General features: G+C 67.7%; 18 protein-coding genes and 2 tRNA genes. 12 read left to right on the top strand and 8 right to left on the bottom strand.

Annotated elements, in window-relative coordinates:
* The first annotated feature begins 76 nt into the window (after window positions 1-76).
* From DEI92_RS14060 to DEI92_RS14050, 3 genes are read left to right on the top strand one after another with little or no spacing between them, the layout of a single operon-like run.
* Entirely contained in the window at window positions 77-1,675 is a 1,599-nt protein-coding gene (locus DEI92_RS14060; protein ID WP_111013934.1) for a sensor histidine kinase, read from the top strand.
* Between the two features lie 17 nt (window positions 1,676-1,692).
* Complete coding sequence (locus DEI92_RS14055; protein WP_111013933.1) at window positions 1,693-2,355, top strand: response regulator transcription factor; 663 nt, start codon at window positions 1,693-1,695, stop codon at window positions 2,353-2,355.
* A 7-nt stretch (window positions 2,356-2,362) separates the two neighbouring features.
* Window positions 2,363-3,277: a DMT family transporter gene (locus tag DEI92_RS14050; protein WP_111013944.1), complete on the top strand. Its 915-nt coding sequence runs from the start codon at window positions 2,363-2,365 to the stop codon at window positions 3,275-3,277.
* A gap of 28 nt (window positions 3,278-3,305) precedes the next feature.
* On the opposite strand, the gene DEI92_RS16595 is transcribed toward DEI92_RS14050, so the two are convergent.
* The 3 genes from DEI92_RS16595 to DEI92_RS14040 all read right to left on the bottom strand — a co-directional run bounded on the left by DEI92_RS16595 (window position 3,306) and on the right by DEI92_RS14040 (window position 4,408).
* Window positions 3,306-3,461, bottom strand: a complete 156-nt coding sequence (locus tag DEI92_RS16595) for a hypothetical protein (protein WP_181434930.1) — start codon at window positions 3,459-3,461, stop codon at window positions 3,306-3,308.
* 177 nt (window positions 3,462-3,638) lie between these two features.
* Entirely contained in the window at window positions 3,639-3,965 is a 327-nt protein-coding gene (locus tag DEI92_RS14045) for a hypothetical protein (protein WP_111011015.1), read from the bottom strand.
* A gap of 89 nt (window positions 3,966-4,054) precedes the next feature.
* Complete coding sequence (locus DEI92_RS14040) at window positions 4,055-4,408, bottom strand: hypothetical protein (RefSeq protein WP_111013932.1); 354 nt, start codon at window positions 4,406-4,408, stop codon at window positions 4,055-4,057.
* A gap of 95 nt (window positions 4,409-4,503) precedes the next feature.
* Here DEI92_RS14040 and DEI92_RS14035 point away from each other — a divergent pair, with 95 nt between their 5' ends.
* The 3 genes from DEI92_RS14035 to DEI92_RS14025 all read left to right on the top strand — a co-directional run bounded on the left by DEI92_RS14035 (window position 4,504) and on the right by DEI92_RS14025 (window position 6,304).
* A complete protein-coding gene (locus tag DEI92_RS14035) occupies window positions 4,504-4,815 on the top strand; it encodes an ATP-dependent DNA ligase (protein WP_111011017.1) in 312 nt (103 codons plus the stop codon).
* Complete coding sequence (locus DEI92_RS14030; protein ID WP_111011018.1) at window positions 4,812-5,135, top strand: hypothetical protein; 324 nt, start codon at window positions 4,812-4,814, stop codon at window positions 5,133-5,135. Before DEI92_RS14035 ends, DEI92_RS14030 begins: the two co-directional genes overlap by 4 nt.
* 293 nt (window positions 5,136-5,428) lie before the next feature.
* Window positions 5,429-6,304, top strand: coding sequence for a site-specific DNA-methyltransferase (locus DEI92_RS14025; protein WP_111013931.1), 876 nt, complete (start codon window positions 5,429-5,431; stop codon window positions 6,302-6,304).
* Here DEI92_RS14025 and DEI92_RS14020 read toward each other — a convergent pair.
* Together DEI92_RS14020 and DEI92_RS16590 are read right to left on the bottom strand one after the other, a co-directional pair.
* Complete coding sequence (locus DEI92_RS14020; RefSeq protein WP_181434928.1) at window positions 6,254-6,925, bottom strand: ScaI family restriction endonuclease; 672 nt, start codon at window positions 6,923-6,925, stop codon at window positions 6,254-6,256. The two genes, DEI92_RS14025 and DEI92_RS14020, sit on opposite strands and share 51 nt — an antisense overlap.
* Window positions 6,926-7,077: 152 nt before the next feature.
* On the bottom strand, window positions 7,078-7,239 hold the full coding sequence (locus DEI92_RS16590; RefSeq protein ID WP_181434927.1) for a hypothetical protein: 162 nt from the start codon (window positions 7,237-7,239) through the stop codon (window positions 7,078-7,080).
* A gap of 362 nt (window positions 7,240-7,601) precedes the next feature.
* Between DEI92_RS16590 and DEI92_RS14015 the strand changes: the two genes are divergently transcribed.
* Both DEI92_RS14015 and DEI92_RS14010 read left to right on the top strand, forming a co-directional pair.
* On the top strand, window positions 7,602-7,829 hold the full coding sequence (locus DEI92_RS14015) for a hypothetical protein (protein WP_111013929.1): 228 nt from the start codon (window positions 7,602-7,604) through the stop codon (window positions 7,827-7,829).
* 185 nt (window positions 7,830-8,014) lie between these two features.
* Entirely contained in the window at window positions 8,015-9,106 is a 1,092-nt protein-coding gene (locus tag DEI92_RS14010; protein WP_111013928.1) for a site-specific integrase, read from the top strand.
* 29 nt (window positions 9,107-9,135) lie between these two features.
* Here DEI92_RS14010 and DEI92_RS14005 read toward each other — a convergent pair whose 3' ends face one another.
* The 3 genes from DEI92_RS14005 to DEI92_RS14000 all read right to left on the bottom strand — a co-directional run bounded on the left by DEI92_RS14005 (window position 9,136) and on the right by DEI92_RS14000 (window position 10,946).
* Window positions 9,136-9,954, bottom strand: coding sequence for an SEFIR domain-containing protein (locus tag DEI92_RS14005; protein ID WP_181434925.1), 819 nt, complete (start codon window positions 9,952-9,954; stop codon window positions 9,136-9,138).
* On the bottom strand, window positions 9,944-10,675 hold the full coding sequence (locus tag DEI92_RS17040) for a DUF5343 domain-containing protein (RefSeq protein WP_181434923.1): 732 nt from the start codon (window positions 10,673-10,675) through the stop codon (window positions 9,944-9,946). The genes DEI92_RS14005 and DEI92_RS17040 overlap by 11 nt, the downstream gene beginning before the upstream one ends.
* Before the next feature lie 200 nt (window positions 10,676-10,875).
* Window positions 10,876-10,946: transfer RNA gene (locus tag DEI92_RS14000), tRNA-Gly, on the bottom strand.
* Window positions 10,947-11,023: 77 nt separating this feature from the next.
* Between DEI92_RS14000 and DEI92_RS13995 the strand changes: the two genes are divergently transcribed.
* The 4 genes from DEI92_RS13995 (at window position 11,024) to DEI92_RS13980 (ending at window position 13,801) form a co-directional block, all read left to right on the top strand.
* Window positions 11,024-11,380, top strand: a complete 357-nt coding sequence (locus tag DEI92_RS13995; RefSeq protein ID WP_146249160.1) for a hypothetical protein — start codon at window positions 11,024-11,026, stop codon at window positions 11,378-11,380.
* 136 nt (window positions 11,381-11,516) lie between these two features.
* Window positions 11,517-11,593, top strand: a tRNA-Pro gene (locus DEI92_RS13990).
* A gap of 35 nt (window positions 11,594-11,628) precedes the next feature.
* Complete coding sequence (tig, locus tag DEI92_RS13985) at window positions 11,629-12,960, top strand: trigger factor (RefSeq protein WP_111013925.1); 1,332 nt, start codon at window positions 11,629-11,631, stop codon at window positions 12,958-12,960.
* 214 nt (window positions 12,961-13,174) lie between these two features.
* The gene (locus DEI92_RS13980) at window positions 13,175-13,801 is read left to right on the top strand and encodes an ATP-dependent Clp protease proteolytic subunit (protein WP_111011021.1); all 627 of its coding nucleotides are present in this window, start codon (window positions 13,175-13,177) and stop codon (window positions 13,799-13,801) included.
* Window positions 13,802-13,828: the final 27 nt, after the last annotated feature.

The following is a 13,828-nucleotide window of genomic DNA, read 5'->3' as shown; positions in this document are numbered from 1 at the left end:
GAGGGGGGACAACCCCACCACGGGGCCGGGAGCGGGCAGGATGGGGCGCGGGCCCGCCGACCGCGAGGCTCGATCCATGACCGAAACAGCTCGTATCGACACCGCGGAGACCGTGCCCATGCCCTCCGACCAGCTCCCGTCGGCCGCGTCGGGCGGCGTGCCCGCGTCCGGCAGCGCGCCCGCGTCCGCTCCCGGCCGCATACCCGGGACCCGACTCGGCGACGTCCCCCCGTCCGGCCCGGACGACGGCGCCGTCCCGCCCGGCGGTGGGGGTGGTGGCGACGGCACCCCGCGCCGCTCCTTCTACCGGGACGCCTGGAGGCACGTCCCCCGCGACTTCGGGTACCTCGCGTTCACGGCGCTGCTCCTCGGCACCGTGTACTCCGTGTTCCCCCTCGTGATCCTGCACGGGACCGCCGGGCAGGTGCTCAACCCGATCTCGCTCGCGCTGTTCCTGGCGTCGCTGTTCGTCGCCCGATGGCTCGGCGCGTTCGAGCAGCTCCGGATGAGCTGGGCCGAGCCCGAGCGCTTCCGCCCCGTCGACTGGACGCCGCGGTGGCGACAGAACTGGTTCCTCCGGATCGTGTCGGCCGTGGCGAACCCGCACTACTGGCTGTACCTGCTGCACGCGGTCGTCGTCTACCCGCTCGTCGCGTGCATCACGATCGGCGCCGGTGCCACCCTCGTCGCCGGCGTCGTGGCCCCGGTCGGCGCCGGGTTCGCCGCCATCACCCACGGGTGGCAGATCAACCAGTACCTCGCCCATCAGGGGATCGGCCAGACCTGGCCCTGGGTGGTCGGCGCGATCGCGTGCGCGGTGTCGGTGACGGCAGCGGTCCTCCTGTTCCCGCTGTGGACCCGCGGCGCGGTGCTCGCGCACTACTGGGTGGACCGAGCACTCCTCGGCGGCTTCCGGTCCGAGGTGCTGCAGCAGCGCGTCGTCGGGCTGCAGGCGTCGCGGGCCGGTGCCGTCACCGCCGAGGGCCAGGCGCTCCGTCAGATCGAGCGTGACCTGCACGACGGACCGCAGCAGCGGCTCGTCCGGCTGCGGATGGACCTCGCGGCGGCCGAGCGCGCGTTCGAGCGTGACCCCGAGCGTGCCCGCGGACTCATGGCCGAGGCGTCCGGGCACGCGAAGGACGCCCTCGACGAGCTCCGTGCGCTGTCCCGGGGGTTCGCGCCGCCGATCCTGCTCGACCGCGGGCTCGTCGCGGCACTCGAGGCGCTCGTGTCCCGGACGCCCCTGCCCGTCGACCTCGACGTGCGGCTGCCGGACGGGTTCGTGCTGCCGACCGAGATCGAGCGCAACCTGTATTTCACGGTGAGCGAGCTCCTGACGAACACCACGAAGCACGCGGAGGCGTCCTCCGCCGAGGTCTCGATCACCCTGACGTCCGACCCCGACGGTCAGCCGGTGCTCGAACTCCGGGTCCGGGACGACGGCCGGGGTGGTGCCGCCGTGCAGGAGGGCCACGGGATCCTCGGGCTCATGGGGCGGATGCGCGCGCTCGACGGCGAGCTGTCGGTGTCGAGCCCGGCGGGTGGCCCGACCGACGCCGTGGCGCGGATCCCGCTCGGCGCGCTGCGGGGTACGCCGACGACGATGCCGGGAGGCCCGTCCTCGTCCACAACAGGTCCGGTCGCGCCCGCCGCGGGACCGACCGCGGCGCCGTGACGGCTAGCATCGAGCGCATGACCGACGGCCCGGATGCACCCCGCATCCGGGCCGTCGTCGTCGACGACGCGGTCCTCCTGCGCGAGGGCCTCACGCGCGTCCTCGACGAGGCCGGGATCGCGGTCGTCGCGCAGTACGGTGACGCGGTGACGTTCCTCGCGAGCCTGCCGGAGGTCCGACCGGACGTCGTCGTGATGGACGTCCGCATGCCGCCGAGCTACACGGACGAGGGTGTGCGCGCCGCCGTCGCGGCCCGTCGTACGGTGCCGGGCATCGGGGTGCTCCTCCTCTCGCAGTACGTCGAGGCGTCGTACGCCGAGGAGCTCCTGGCAGACGGATCGAGCGGGCTCGGCTACCTGCTCAAGGACCGCGTCACGCGCCTCGACGAGATCGACGACGCGATCCGGCGCATCGCGAGCGGCGGCACGGTGCTCGACCCCGAGGTCGTGACGGAGCTCATGGGGCGCCGGCGTGACCCGCTCGCCGCCCTGACACCGCGCGAGCGGGACGTCCTCGCGCTCATGGCCGAGGGGCGCTCGAACGCCGCGATCGCACGCACCCTCGTGATCGGGACCGGCGCCGTCGAGAAGCACGTGTCGAACATCTTCGCCAAGCTCGGACTCGAGGACACCGGTGACGACCACCGTCGTGTCCTCGCCGTCCTCGCGTCCCTGCGATGAGGCACCGATGAGCGCGCCGACCCCGGCCCGGGACGGTGACCGCGCGGCACGTGTCCCGGCGCCCGCGCTCGCCGTCGCCGCCATGGTGTCGGTGCAACTCGGCGCGGCGATCGCGAAGACCCACTTCGACGTGGTCGGGTCCGTCGGTGCGGCCGTGCTCCGTCTGACGATCGGCGCCGTCGTGTTCGCCCTCGTGGTGCGGCCGGCGGTGCGGTCGTGGGACCGGGCGCAGTGGCTCGGCGCCCTCGGGCTCGGTCTCGCCCTCGGCGGCATGAACGTCTGCATCTACGTCGCGTTCGCGCGCATCCCGATCGGCATCGCGGTGACGGTGGAGTTCCTCGGGCCGCTCGCGCTCTCGCTCGTGTACACCCGGCGATGGCGCGACGTGGTCTGGGCCGCGCTCGCACTCGCCGGCGTCGTGCTGCTCGGTGTCGGCGCGTCCGGTCCCGCCGCGGTCGCGGGGTTCGTGTTCGCCGTCGTCGCCGCGGTGTGCTGGTCGGCGTACATCGTGCTCAACCGGCACGTCGGTGCGCGGATCCCCGGGGTGGACGGTCTGAGCGTCTCGCTCGTCGTCGCGATGCTCGTCGCCCTCCCGGTCGGTGCGGGCGCCGCCGTGCACGGTGTCCGAGCGGATCCGGTGCTGCTGCTCGTGTTCGGCGCCGTGGCCGTGCTGTCGAGCGTCCTGCCCTACGCCCTCGAGATGCAGGCGCTCCGGACGTTGCCCCCGCGGGTGTTCGGGGTGCTCCAGAGTCTCGGGCCGGCCATCGCAGCGCTCGCCGGGTTCGCGATCGCGGGCGAGGCCCTGTCGGCGCGGGAGCTCGTCGCGCTGGCCTGCGTGACGCTGGCGAGCATCGGCGTCACCGTGAGCGGCCGACGGGAGCGCGGGAGGAGCTCACCGGTACCCGACGCGCCGCCCGCTTGACGGGCCTCCCGGCTGGCGCCGGGGCCGGTCAGTCCTCGGACACGAGGAAGTCCGCGTACGTCGGCTCGGTCTGGTCCGGGGCGAGGAGCGACGGGTCGTTGACGCGCTGCTCGACGTAGGCCGCGATGACCTCGGGCGGGGTGAGGACGTGGGACATCCAGGAGGGGACGTCGGTCTTCTTCATCTGCCCTCCCGTGGTCGATGCGGCCGGCACTGGTCCGTCCGTCCAATCCTTCGCGCGCTGAAATGTTCAACGACGTGCGATTCGCTGAACGATCCTCTGTATGGGCAGGGCTGTCAATGCGGTCGCGTCAGAATGTCCGCTTCACGCGGTCCATGCGTCCGCGGCGTCGTTGCATGGTCACCATCGGTCGTCCGCCACCCGGCGCGTCCGGCGGTCGTCCTCGCGGAGGGTGCGGTGCTTGACGGCGGATCGCCAGACCCAGGCCTCGGCCGGATGACCGAACTGCGCCCACTCCACGAGGACGGCGTCGACGGTCCAGCTGCGGGCGAACGCCTTGACCCGGACGTGGAACGACGGGAACTGGATCCACGCCCACACCGGGATCGGCGTGACGGCGTGGCAGGGATCGCCGCCCCGGGCGTCCTCCGACAGCGAGAACGCGTCGGGGCGCGGCGACTCGGGGTGCTCCGGTGGTGACCACCGGTCCTCACGTCGCCGTCCCATACCCCTATTCGAACGTGTGTTCGAACCCGGCGTCAAGTCGAGCGGCGCGTCCCCGCTCGGCTGCGCGTCCGGTACGCCCTCGGCCGACCCTACGTGGCGTCGTAGTCCAGGTCGACGAGGAAACTGAGGTCCTGCACGTCGGTCATCTCGGCGGGCCACTCCGGCCGGCTCGGTTGCAGGGACATCGTCCCCCGCTCGAGGCGCTCGATGACCTCCTGGTCGAGCGGTTCGTCCGGGCTCTCGAGGACCGGTGTCGAGAAGATCTGGCTCGCGGGCCCGATGAGCAGGTGGGCGTACCCCCTGCTGCCGCCGTCCGTGACGACCGGGATCTGGACGACGTCGGCGACGCCCGCCACGGCGAGTGCCCGGGCGTACCGGAGGAGGGCCTTGCACGTGCTGTCGCCGGTCATGACGTACCCCCCGGCGTAGTGGATGCGTCGCATGATGCCAGCGTGGTCGTTCCGGTCTGGGTACGCTGACAGGACAGGCGTTGGGCTCCCTGGCGGCGATCCCAGGAGCCGGATCGGAGGCTGGTCCCATGGGCAGGATGATCTACAACAGCTCGTACACCGTGGACTTCGAGGACCGCCTGCTCGCGCACCTGCAGATCGTGATCGCGACGAAGCTGCGCCGCGGCGAGTCGTTCATGTTCTCCTGGAAGGACGACCGCGACGTCGGGAACGGTCGGACCGCGATCTGGCTCGACCGGACCGTGCCCCTCGTCATCCGCTACTCGGGCAGTCGCCCGCCGACCATCAACCGCGAGTGGGTCGAGGCGTTGGCCCAGGCAGCCGGGTCGCCCGGCGGACTGCGCATCGTCCCCGAGCCCTCGGAAGGGACCCCGGCATGATCCGGACCATCGTCATCTACGACGGGATCGAGTACACGATCTCGAAGGAGGGGCCCGACGCGGTGCGGGAGCGGATCCGGACGGCCCTGGCGTCCGACGGCCTCATGTGGCTCGAGGTGAACCGTGGCGACGGCCGGCCGACCCCGGCCGTGCTGCTCGTGTCCCGGAGTTCGACCATCGCACTCGTCGCCGACCGTGATGCATCGGACGACGGCGATCCGGTGCGGTACCGGCTCGAGGAGGACGAGCACCTGCTCGGCACGGTGGACGACGTCGGGTCGGGTCACGTGGAGGGGATGACGGGAATCGAACCCGCGTAGCCAGTTTGGAAGAACGTCCGCCGGGCTCCCACTTATTGAGCCGTGGCGAACCGCCCTCGCCCGCCGTAGCCCATGAGAACCCGAGCCGGCGGGGATCGTGGGGGCTGTATCGGGTCGAGCCGGTAGCCGTCGGCAGTGCGTGGCGGGGCGCGGTCGGAGGGGTTTCCGAGTGCCCGCGGTCGCTGTGTCGGCGGTCGCGCGGATACTGACGTCGCTCGGGTGCAGCGACACCTGTAACAGTCCTGACTCGCAGTAGGCTTCATTCGAAAGCCCGTTCGACACTCTGGAGCTCCATGTCCCTCGACGTAGTTCGCACACACCTCGGTGCCCCCGCCTACGAACGCGATGGAGTCCTCATCTATCAAGGCGACTCGCTCGAACTACTTCGCAAGCTGCCTTCTAGCTGGCTCGATTCGACCGTCACGAGTCCGCCGTACAACATCGGCAAAGAGTATGAGACGAAGTTGGACCTCCAGGAGTACCTCCAATGGGTCGAATCTTGGGCGGTCGAGATCGGTCGTATCTCATCGGAGTCTGCTCATTTCTGGCTCAATCTCGGCTACGTCGAAGTGAAGGGCCAGGGTCGAGCGGTGCCGCTGCCCTACCTCCTGTGGGATAAAGTCCCGTTCTACCTGCGCCAGGAAGTGGTATGGGCGTATGGGGCGGGTACGACCACGAGTCGCGCGTTTGCGCCGCGGAACGAGAAATTCCTCTGGTATGTCAAGGATCCCGACTCGTACTACTTCGACCTTGACTCGGTTCGTGACCCTGACGTTAAATACCCAAATCAGCGGAAGAACGGCAAGCTGAAGTGCAATCCGCTGGGGAAAAATCCCGGCGATGTTTGGAATATTCCCAAGGTGACGTCTGGTAGGCAGCGCGCTTCGAAGGAGCGCATGCCTCATCCTGCCCAGTTCCCCGAAGCAGTGATCGAGCGCATCATCCTGTCGACCACACGACCTGGCGACGTGGTGCTAGACCCGTTCCTGGGTTCTGGAACGACGGCGGCGGTCGCCGGACGCCTGGGGCGGCGATCCGTCGGTTTCGAATTGCGCTCGGATTACCTCGGGACCGCTATCCAGCGATTGGACCGGATGTTTGACGATCGCGCTGCGCTGCTAGCGGGAGTAGATGACGGCGAGTTGATTCGCGTAGACCGCGCGGGGTAGCGTCGAGGCCTGTCCGGTCTCGGCGCGCTGGGCGACCCAGTCGGTGCTATCGATCCATCCGAAGCGGATTCGGCGGATCTCGGGACGCCTACCCGGTGCATCGACCCACCGCTCGAAATTGATGGCGCAGTAGTATCCCGACTTTGCCTTCTTCAGTTGCCGCCCCCGCCCATCTTCCGTCCGCTCAACGCCATAGCTTCGGTTACCGAAGATCTGCATCGCGTTCGTTGAGGATTTGATCTCGATCGAATAGCTGGGGTTGGGTACGTAAACCAGGTCCTTCTCGTCGGAAGCGGAATCCTTCCGCCACTCACGGGATTCGGCGCTAATTCGTACGGGGATCAGTTCGTGCAGTAGGTATCCCATGATTTGAGGATCCGGGTCGATCCCTGCGCCGATACGACCGAGACCGATGGATGACTCAAAGATGTCATCCCAACTCTGCAGCACCGCGTCCCGCAGAATCCTAGGGTCTAGCGGATGCTCTGAGATGAGCTCAGCGGTTACTTCACGCCACTCCTCTGGATCAACTCCGAAGTACGGGCTGCTTGGGTCCTTCGGGCGAGGTACCGCCCGCGAGTTTGGCGCGATGAAGTCGAGCGGGGAACTATCGTGAGGCACCCTCGGATGCTCTCGACTTATGTGGCAATTGTCAAGTTGCGCCTCACGGCGTGCCGCACAGCGACTGCGCGTTTCGCTCACTGGTGAGCGACGGCTCGTGGAACGAGCCCCCGATTCCCCTTGCCCTGACAGTCACATTGTCGGCTGTGACATCACTGGAAGCCCTTCGCTCTGTGGTGCCCCGGCAGTTCAAGATGATCGTGAAGCCCCTCGCGCCGCATGGCGCGGGCTTGCTCCTGGACGGTGAGGGGGCGCTCCGGTCGCTCCTTGTCGTCACCGGCGTATTTAGTACCGCGGGCACTGCTGTTGCTCATGAGAGTTGCCTTCCGCAATGGTCGAGAATGCCATGCAAATAAAGCGGCGCTTTGTGCCTGACTAATTTATTTGCGGCGTATGGTTAATGGCTAACGCAACGGACGGAACCTAATGGGAAAGCGTGGGCCACAGCCGCTCGGTTACGAATCAGAATTGCGAACGACGCTGCCCGTGGAAGTGGGCGAAGCGCTCGACTTGATGGTGCGCCTCGGTGGATTTCCAAGGCAACGATCGTGCGTACCGCGCTTATTGACCACCTGACGACTCTTGGGATGCTGTTTCCCGAAGTCGCACAGACGCTCCGCCTGGCTGAGACCCGCGGCCGACTCAGCAGTGACCGCTCAACCCAGAAGGACGACCGATGACCATCCAGCCCACGTTCTACCCCGCGTACCACGGGCCGCGCGCCGCAGGACTGCTGCGCCTTCGCGCCGAGGACTACCGCGGCGCTGCCGAAGAGCTGCGGGCCGAACTCGACGCCACGGAGCGGTACTTCACCGCGGCCTTTGAGCGAGCCGACGAAAGCAGCAGCACCCGGGAACGCATCCGAGACCTGGCCAAGCGCCCGACCCGCCGGATCGGAGCCTGACATGCCTGTCTTCGACTACAGCCCCGCCGTCGCTGCGGACCCAGAGGTCTACCGCATCCACGCTCGGGAAGAGTCCTACCCGAACTCGGTCGCGGAGCAGGCCGAGATCAAGCGTGTGGACGACGCGGTCTTCGATCGAGTGCGCATCTACGAGAACACCTTGGTCGACAGCTCGCAAGCTCTGATTGAGCGCGGTAGAGCGGAAGCCCGGCCGGGCCTACGAGGTCCGCTGGCGAGACGGCGGCAAGTTTCGGCAGCGGTCGTTCACGATTAAGCGCGAGGCCGAGCGCTTCGCCTTGACGGTGGAGAACCAGAAGGCAAACGGGCAGACGACCGAGCCGTTGGCGGGGCGCGGCAAGAGCTTCGAGGAAGTGGTGCAGGCGTCGCTCGCGGCGTCTCGCGCAAAGCTGAAGCCGAGCACCTACGCCGGGTACGTGCAGTTCTACGAGGCGCGCGTGCTGCCGATTTTCGGCAAGCGACGCATCTCAACCATCTCTTCGGAAGAGGTCGAGGCCTGGGCGGCTAACCTCATCGCGTCCGGTCGCGCGTCCTCAACCGTGCGCAATCACTTCATCACCCTGAACAAGGTGTTTCGGTATGCGCTGCGGCACCGGCTGATCGCACACAACCCGTGCGACGCGGTGGACATCCCTCGCGCCACTAACGCGGACGGGTTCGCTCCTGTGTTCCTCACCGCCGCGCAGGTGGAGAAGGTCGCCAATGAGCTGGACGAGTACGCGCCCTACGGGCTGCTGATCCGATTCGCCGCAGGCACCGGCCTGCGCGCCGCTGAGCTGCAAGGGCTGCGCATCCGCGATGTCAACCTCGCGGCCGGGCACGTGGAAGTGCGGCAGTCGATCCGCCGCGTGAACGGCGAGTGGCAGGTTGGCACCCCTAAGAGCGCCCGCTCCACCCGGAACGTGCCGCTGCTCTCGCGCTCTCTCATCGCTGACCTGCGCGAGTACCTGCTGGCGCACCCGCACAGCGGCGACCCGGACGCGCTGTTCTGGCCAGCCCGCAGCAACGGCTCTCGCCGGCTCGACTGGTCCCGGAACATCGACTGCGGGGGAGTGCGCGCCTACTACCTCGTGCCAGCCGCCCAGCGAGCGGGCGTGGTGCAGCACATGCGCTTCCACGACCTGCGCCACACGTACGCCTCGCTGATGCTCGCCGCGGGCTTCAAGCCATATGAGGTCAGCCGCTGGATGGCGCACGCCTCCGTCTCGACGACCGACACCATCTACGGCCACTTGTACCCGACCGACTACGACGATTAGATCGCGCGGTTCGAGGCGTTCGTTGGGCGCTAGTCATCCCCCTGATCTGCAGCGTCGATGAAGCCGAGGAGGGCTGACTCTCGCATGGTCAGCCGCTGTCGCCGCTCCGCGGGAGCATCTGCTGTCAGCGCCTTCATCTCGGCCCGCACCGATTTCAACTCTTCTCGAAGGTCGCCGGCCGCCTGAGTCTGAGCCGGTGTGAAGCGGGGTACGACGCCGAGCGGTGGTTTGGGGTAGCGCGGTTGGGCAGTGAGATTACGGAGAACCGCCTCGTAATCGTCGGTGTTGGTCGGATCAACGTAGACGCGAGAGACCCGCTCGAGGTCCGGTGGAACCAAAGCCCCCGGCACCTCCGGGAACATGACAATGAGCAGTCTTCGCTGCCAAGTCTCCTGGTTCTTCGCGAAGAGGCCACGCAGATAATCCGCCTCGCCTGCTGCGCCAGCGCCTTCCGTCGGGGCATTGCTGCCCGCCCATCGCTCAGCCCATGCAGCGGACATGATGATGAGGGTAAACTGCGCCCGTTGAATCGCCCGCTGCCCGAATCGTGTCCAGTCTTGAGGCTCATCGAGATGGAACAAGTCGACGTCGGCGTCAACGCCGAGGTGCCGCAGGGTCGCAGCGAAGGTCGCAACTTCTTCCTGCCAGTTCTGCGCCTGTTGGTCGTCCCACGAGGAATGACGGTGCGCCCAGGTGAGAAAGGCGGTCGGAGCTTCCGGTGCTGCATCGGCTGAGGCACCGGTCGTCCGACGACTAGCCGGTGTGGCTCGTGTCGACGCCGTGGGTACGCCATCAGCTTGTATCCCGCGGACGATACGCATCGCCAGCGGCAGCGCCTCATCGGCCATAGAGATGCTTCGCCATGCTCTGGAAGATTGAGTCGATCTGTGAATCACTCGTGTCAGCCGAGATGTGAATCTGTAGGTCCACGTGGATAGTCGGCGTTCCGTTGGGTTGCTGCTGCCGTAGACCGCGCTCCTCGTGCTGCGTGGGCCCGTCATTCTCGGTGGGTGAGCCTCCGGCGACGGCGGCTCCGGCGCTTCGAGCTGACGCGCTTGAAGGGGCGGGCGATGGCTTCGGCTTCGCTGCCGCCTTTTTCCTCGGCTTAGGAGCTGCCTCCGCGTTGTCTGGAGCGGGCAGCTCTCCGCCAAGCAGCGTCAGATATATGACCGCTTGCTTCTTCGCTGCGGCGTCCCCAACGCGAGCGTTGCGGGAGAACCAGCTTGCAACTCGCGACGGATCAGCGGAGGGATCGTCATGGGCGTTGCGAAGGCTCTCCGGGTAGACACTCTCGACGATGGCGGCGCACGCTGCTGCGTAGGACTCGTCATCGCGCAAGTCGTGTGCCAGATCGGTAGTTCGGTTGTCTGGCCCCACTAGGCCGAGTGCTCTCAGCTGGGGAACGACGTTCTGCGCCGTCCTCTGTGTCGTGTCCAAGGCCGCGATGACCCAGTCGACGTCGATCGCTCGCGGTGGTGACTGCTTCAGTCGGCTGCGCACTCCGAACCATTGGTTCGTGGACAGATAGGGGTACGACGACCGGGCTTCCGCGGAAGGGGAATCTGCCATGACTGAACTCATTCTTGGTAGGTGACTTACCTTCGCATTATGAGTTAGCTAGGCATGATCGTCGCGGCGACACGACGACCGTCACATCAGACATGACCAGTGGTCGCTCTCGAGGAGGTACGGGCCGACGAGGGGTTTCGGAGGGGTTCGCGCTAGCCGTTCACTAGCTGAACGGGCCTACTTCCCAGTAGCCACAAGGGAGGGGATGACGGGAATCGAACCCGCGTAGCCAGTTTGGAAGACTGGGGCTCTACCATTGAGCTACATCCCCGTGCGACACCACGGCGCCGCCCCCCGATCGTAGCGGACGGCCGGGTGTCCCCGCACACCGCGCCTACACTCGGCGACGTGCGGGTACCCCGGGTCGCGACCACCAGCCACGATCCACTCGTGCGGCGCTCGCGCGTGGTCTCGTACGTGCTCGTCGCCGTCGGTGTCGTCGTCCTGTCGTTCGCGCCGTCGGTCGTCGGGGGGCACGTGGGGGAGCCGCTCCACGTGCTCCTGCACGTCGTCCGCCCGATCGTCGCGGTGGCGCTGTTCGCGGCCGCGGTGCTCGTCCAGGTCGCCGTGGGCCTCCGCTGGCGGCGCCGGCTCCTGCGGGACGCCGCGGACGACGGGCGCCAGGACCGCAGGACCGGTCGCGGGCAGGACGCTGCGACCGACGGCCGGGAGGACCGGGGCGCGCTGCCACCGCCACCCGCGTGACGCGGGTACCCACCGCCTCCACGGCCGCTGGGAGGGCCGGGAACGCCGCGCTCGCGTGCCGCTAGACTCGTCGGGATCGATCGCGGTCGGGTCCGTCCTGCCCGCGCTCGTTGCACGACCCTGGCCCGGCAACGACCGGGGCGTAGCTCAGCTTGGTAGAGCGCCCGCTTTGGGAGCGGGAGGTCGCAGGTTCAAATCCTGTCGCCCCGACCAGGTCACACCATCGTCAACCTCAGGAGAACACACCCTTGGTCACCAGCACCGTCGACAAGTTGAGCCCCACCCGGGTCAAGCTCACCGTGAACGTGACGCCGGACGAGCTCAAGCCGAGCATCGACCACGCGTACAAGCACATCGCCGAGCAGATCAACATCCCCGGCTTCCGGAAGGGCAAGGTGCCGCCGGCCATCGTCGACCAGCGCGTCGGCCGCCCGGAGATCCTGAACCACGCCGTCGGGGACGCCATCGACACCTTCTACCGCCAGGCGGTCGAGGAGAACGAGCTCCGCGTGCTCGGTCGTGCCGAGGCCGACATCGCCGAGCTCCCGAGCGTCAAGGACTTCACGGGCGACCTCGTCCTCACGTTCGAGGTCGACGTCCGTCCCGAGTTCGACCTCCCCGACTACGAGGGCCTCGAGCTCACGGTCGACGCGGTCGACGTCACCGACGACGAGATCGAGGAGGAGCTCCAGAACCTCCGCACGCGCTTCGGCACGCTCGTCACGGTCGACCGTCCCGCCACCACGGGTGACTTCGCCCAGCTCGACCTCACCGCGACCATCGGCGACGAAGAAGTCGACTCGGCCACCGGTGTGTCGTACGAGATCGGCTCGGGCGACCTCATCGAGGGCATCGACGACGCCCTCGAGACCCTCACTGCGGGTGAGTCCACCACCTTCGAGTCGAAGCTCCTCGGTGGCGACCACGAGGGCGAGACCGCGCAGATCGCCGTGACGCTCACGGCCGTCAAGGAGCGCGAGCTGCCCGAGGCCGACGACGAGTTCGCCCAGATCGCGAGCCAGTTCGACACGATCGACGAGCTCAAGGCGGACCTCAAGGAGCAGATCGCCAAGTCGAAGACCTTCGGCCAGGGTGCCGCGGCCCGCGACCAGCTCGTCGAGAAGCTGCTCGACAGCGTCGAGATCCCGATCTCGCAGCAGCTCATCGACGACGAGGTCCACCGCCACCTCGAGCAGGAGAACCGCCTCGAGGACGACGAGCACCGCGCCGAGGTCGCCGAGTCCAGCGAGAAGGCGTTCAAGTCGCAGCTGCTCCTCGACGCCGTCGCCGAGCAGGAGCAGGTCCAGGTCAGCCAGGAAGAGCTGACCCAGTACCTGATCCAGGCCGCCGCGCAGTACGGCATGGAGCCGGGCGAGTTCATCAAGGTGATCGACCAGAACGGCCAGATCCCCGGCATGGTCGGCGAGGTCGCCCGTTCCAAGGCGATCGCGACCGTGCTCGCCAAGGCGAAGGTCGTCGACACGAACGGCGCCCCGGTCGACCTGTCCGCGTTCACCGCGGGCGTGGCCCAGGAGCCGGCGACGGACGACGAGGCCGAGGCCGAGGCCGAGGCCGAGTGAGCCGAGCTGACTGACCCTCGCAGGCTCGGTCGGCGCCGCGCAACGCTGGCGCGTCGCACCTGCGAAGAGCGCGCACGGGAGGCCCGGGACCAGCTGGTCCCGGGCCTCCAGTGCGTCGTTCCCGGCCCTGGTATTGCCGACAGCGAACTCGGGAGATGCGCCGCGTTGCACCCGATAGGTTCGACGACAAGCGACAACTGAACGGGAGCTACACATGGCCGAAGCGACACTGAACCCCAGTGTTTTTGACCGTCTTCTGAGGGACCGGATCGTCTGGCTCGGCTCCGAGGTCCGTGACGACAACTCGAACGAGATCGCTGCGAAGCTGCTGCTGCTCGCGGCGGAGGACCCCGAGAAGGACATTTACCTCTACATCAACTCGCCCGGTGGTTCGATCACCGCCGGCATGGCCATCTACGACACGATGCAGTTCGTCCCGAACGACATCGTCACCGTCGGTATCGGGCTCGCCGCCTCGATGGGGCAGTTCCTGCTCTCGTCCGGCACCCCGGGCAAGCGCTACATCACCCCGAACGCCCGCGTGCTCCTGCACCAGCCGTCCGGTGGCTTCGGCGGGACCGCCGCCGACATCCAGACCCAGGCCAAGGTCATCCTCGACATGAAGCAGCGCATGGCGGAACTCACCGCCGAGCAGACCGGCAAGTCGATCGAGCAGATCCTCAAGGACAACGACCGCGACAACTGGTTCACCGCGCAGGAGGCCCTGGAGTACGGCTTCGTCGACCACCTCCGTGCGATGTCCAGTGAGGTCATCGGTGGCGGCGGGACGGTCGGCGACGGCGAGACCGAGACCCCGGCCGCGGCGCCGTCCGCCGAGTAGCCCACCACCAAGAAAAGGAAATCGAGA

It is taken from the genome of Curtobacterium sp. MCBD17_034, from assembly GCF_003234515.1.
GTDB lineage: Bacteria > Actinomycetota > Actinomycetes > Actinomycetales > Microbacteriaceae > Curtobacterium.
Note: the sequence above shows the minus strand (reverse complement) of the source record. Positions and strands in the feature narration are given on the sequence as shown.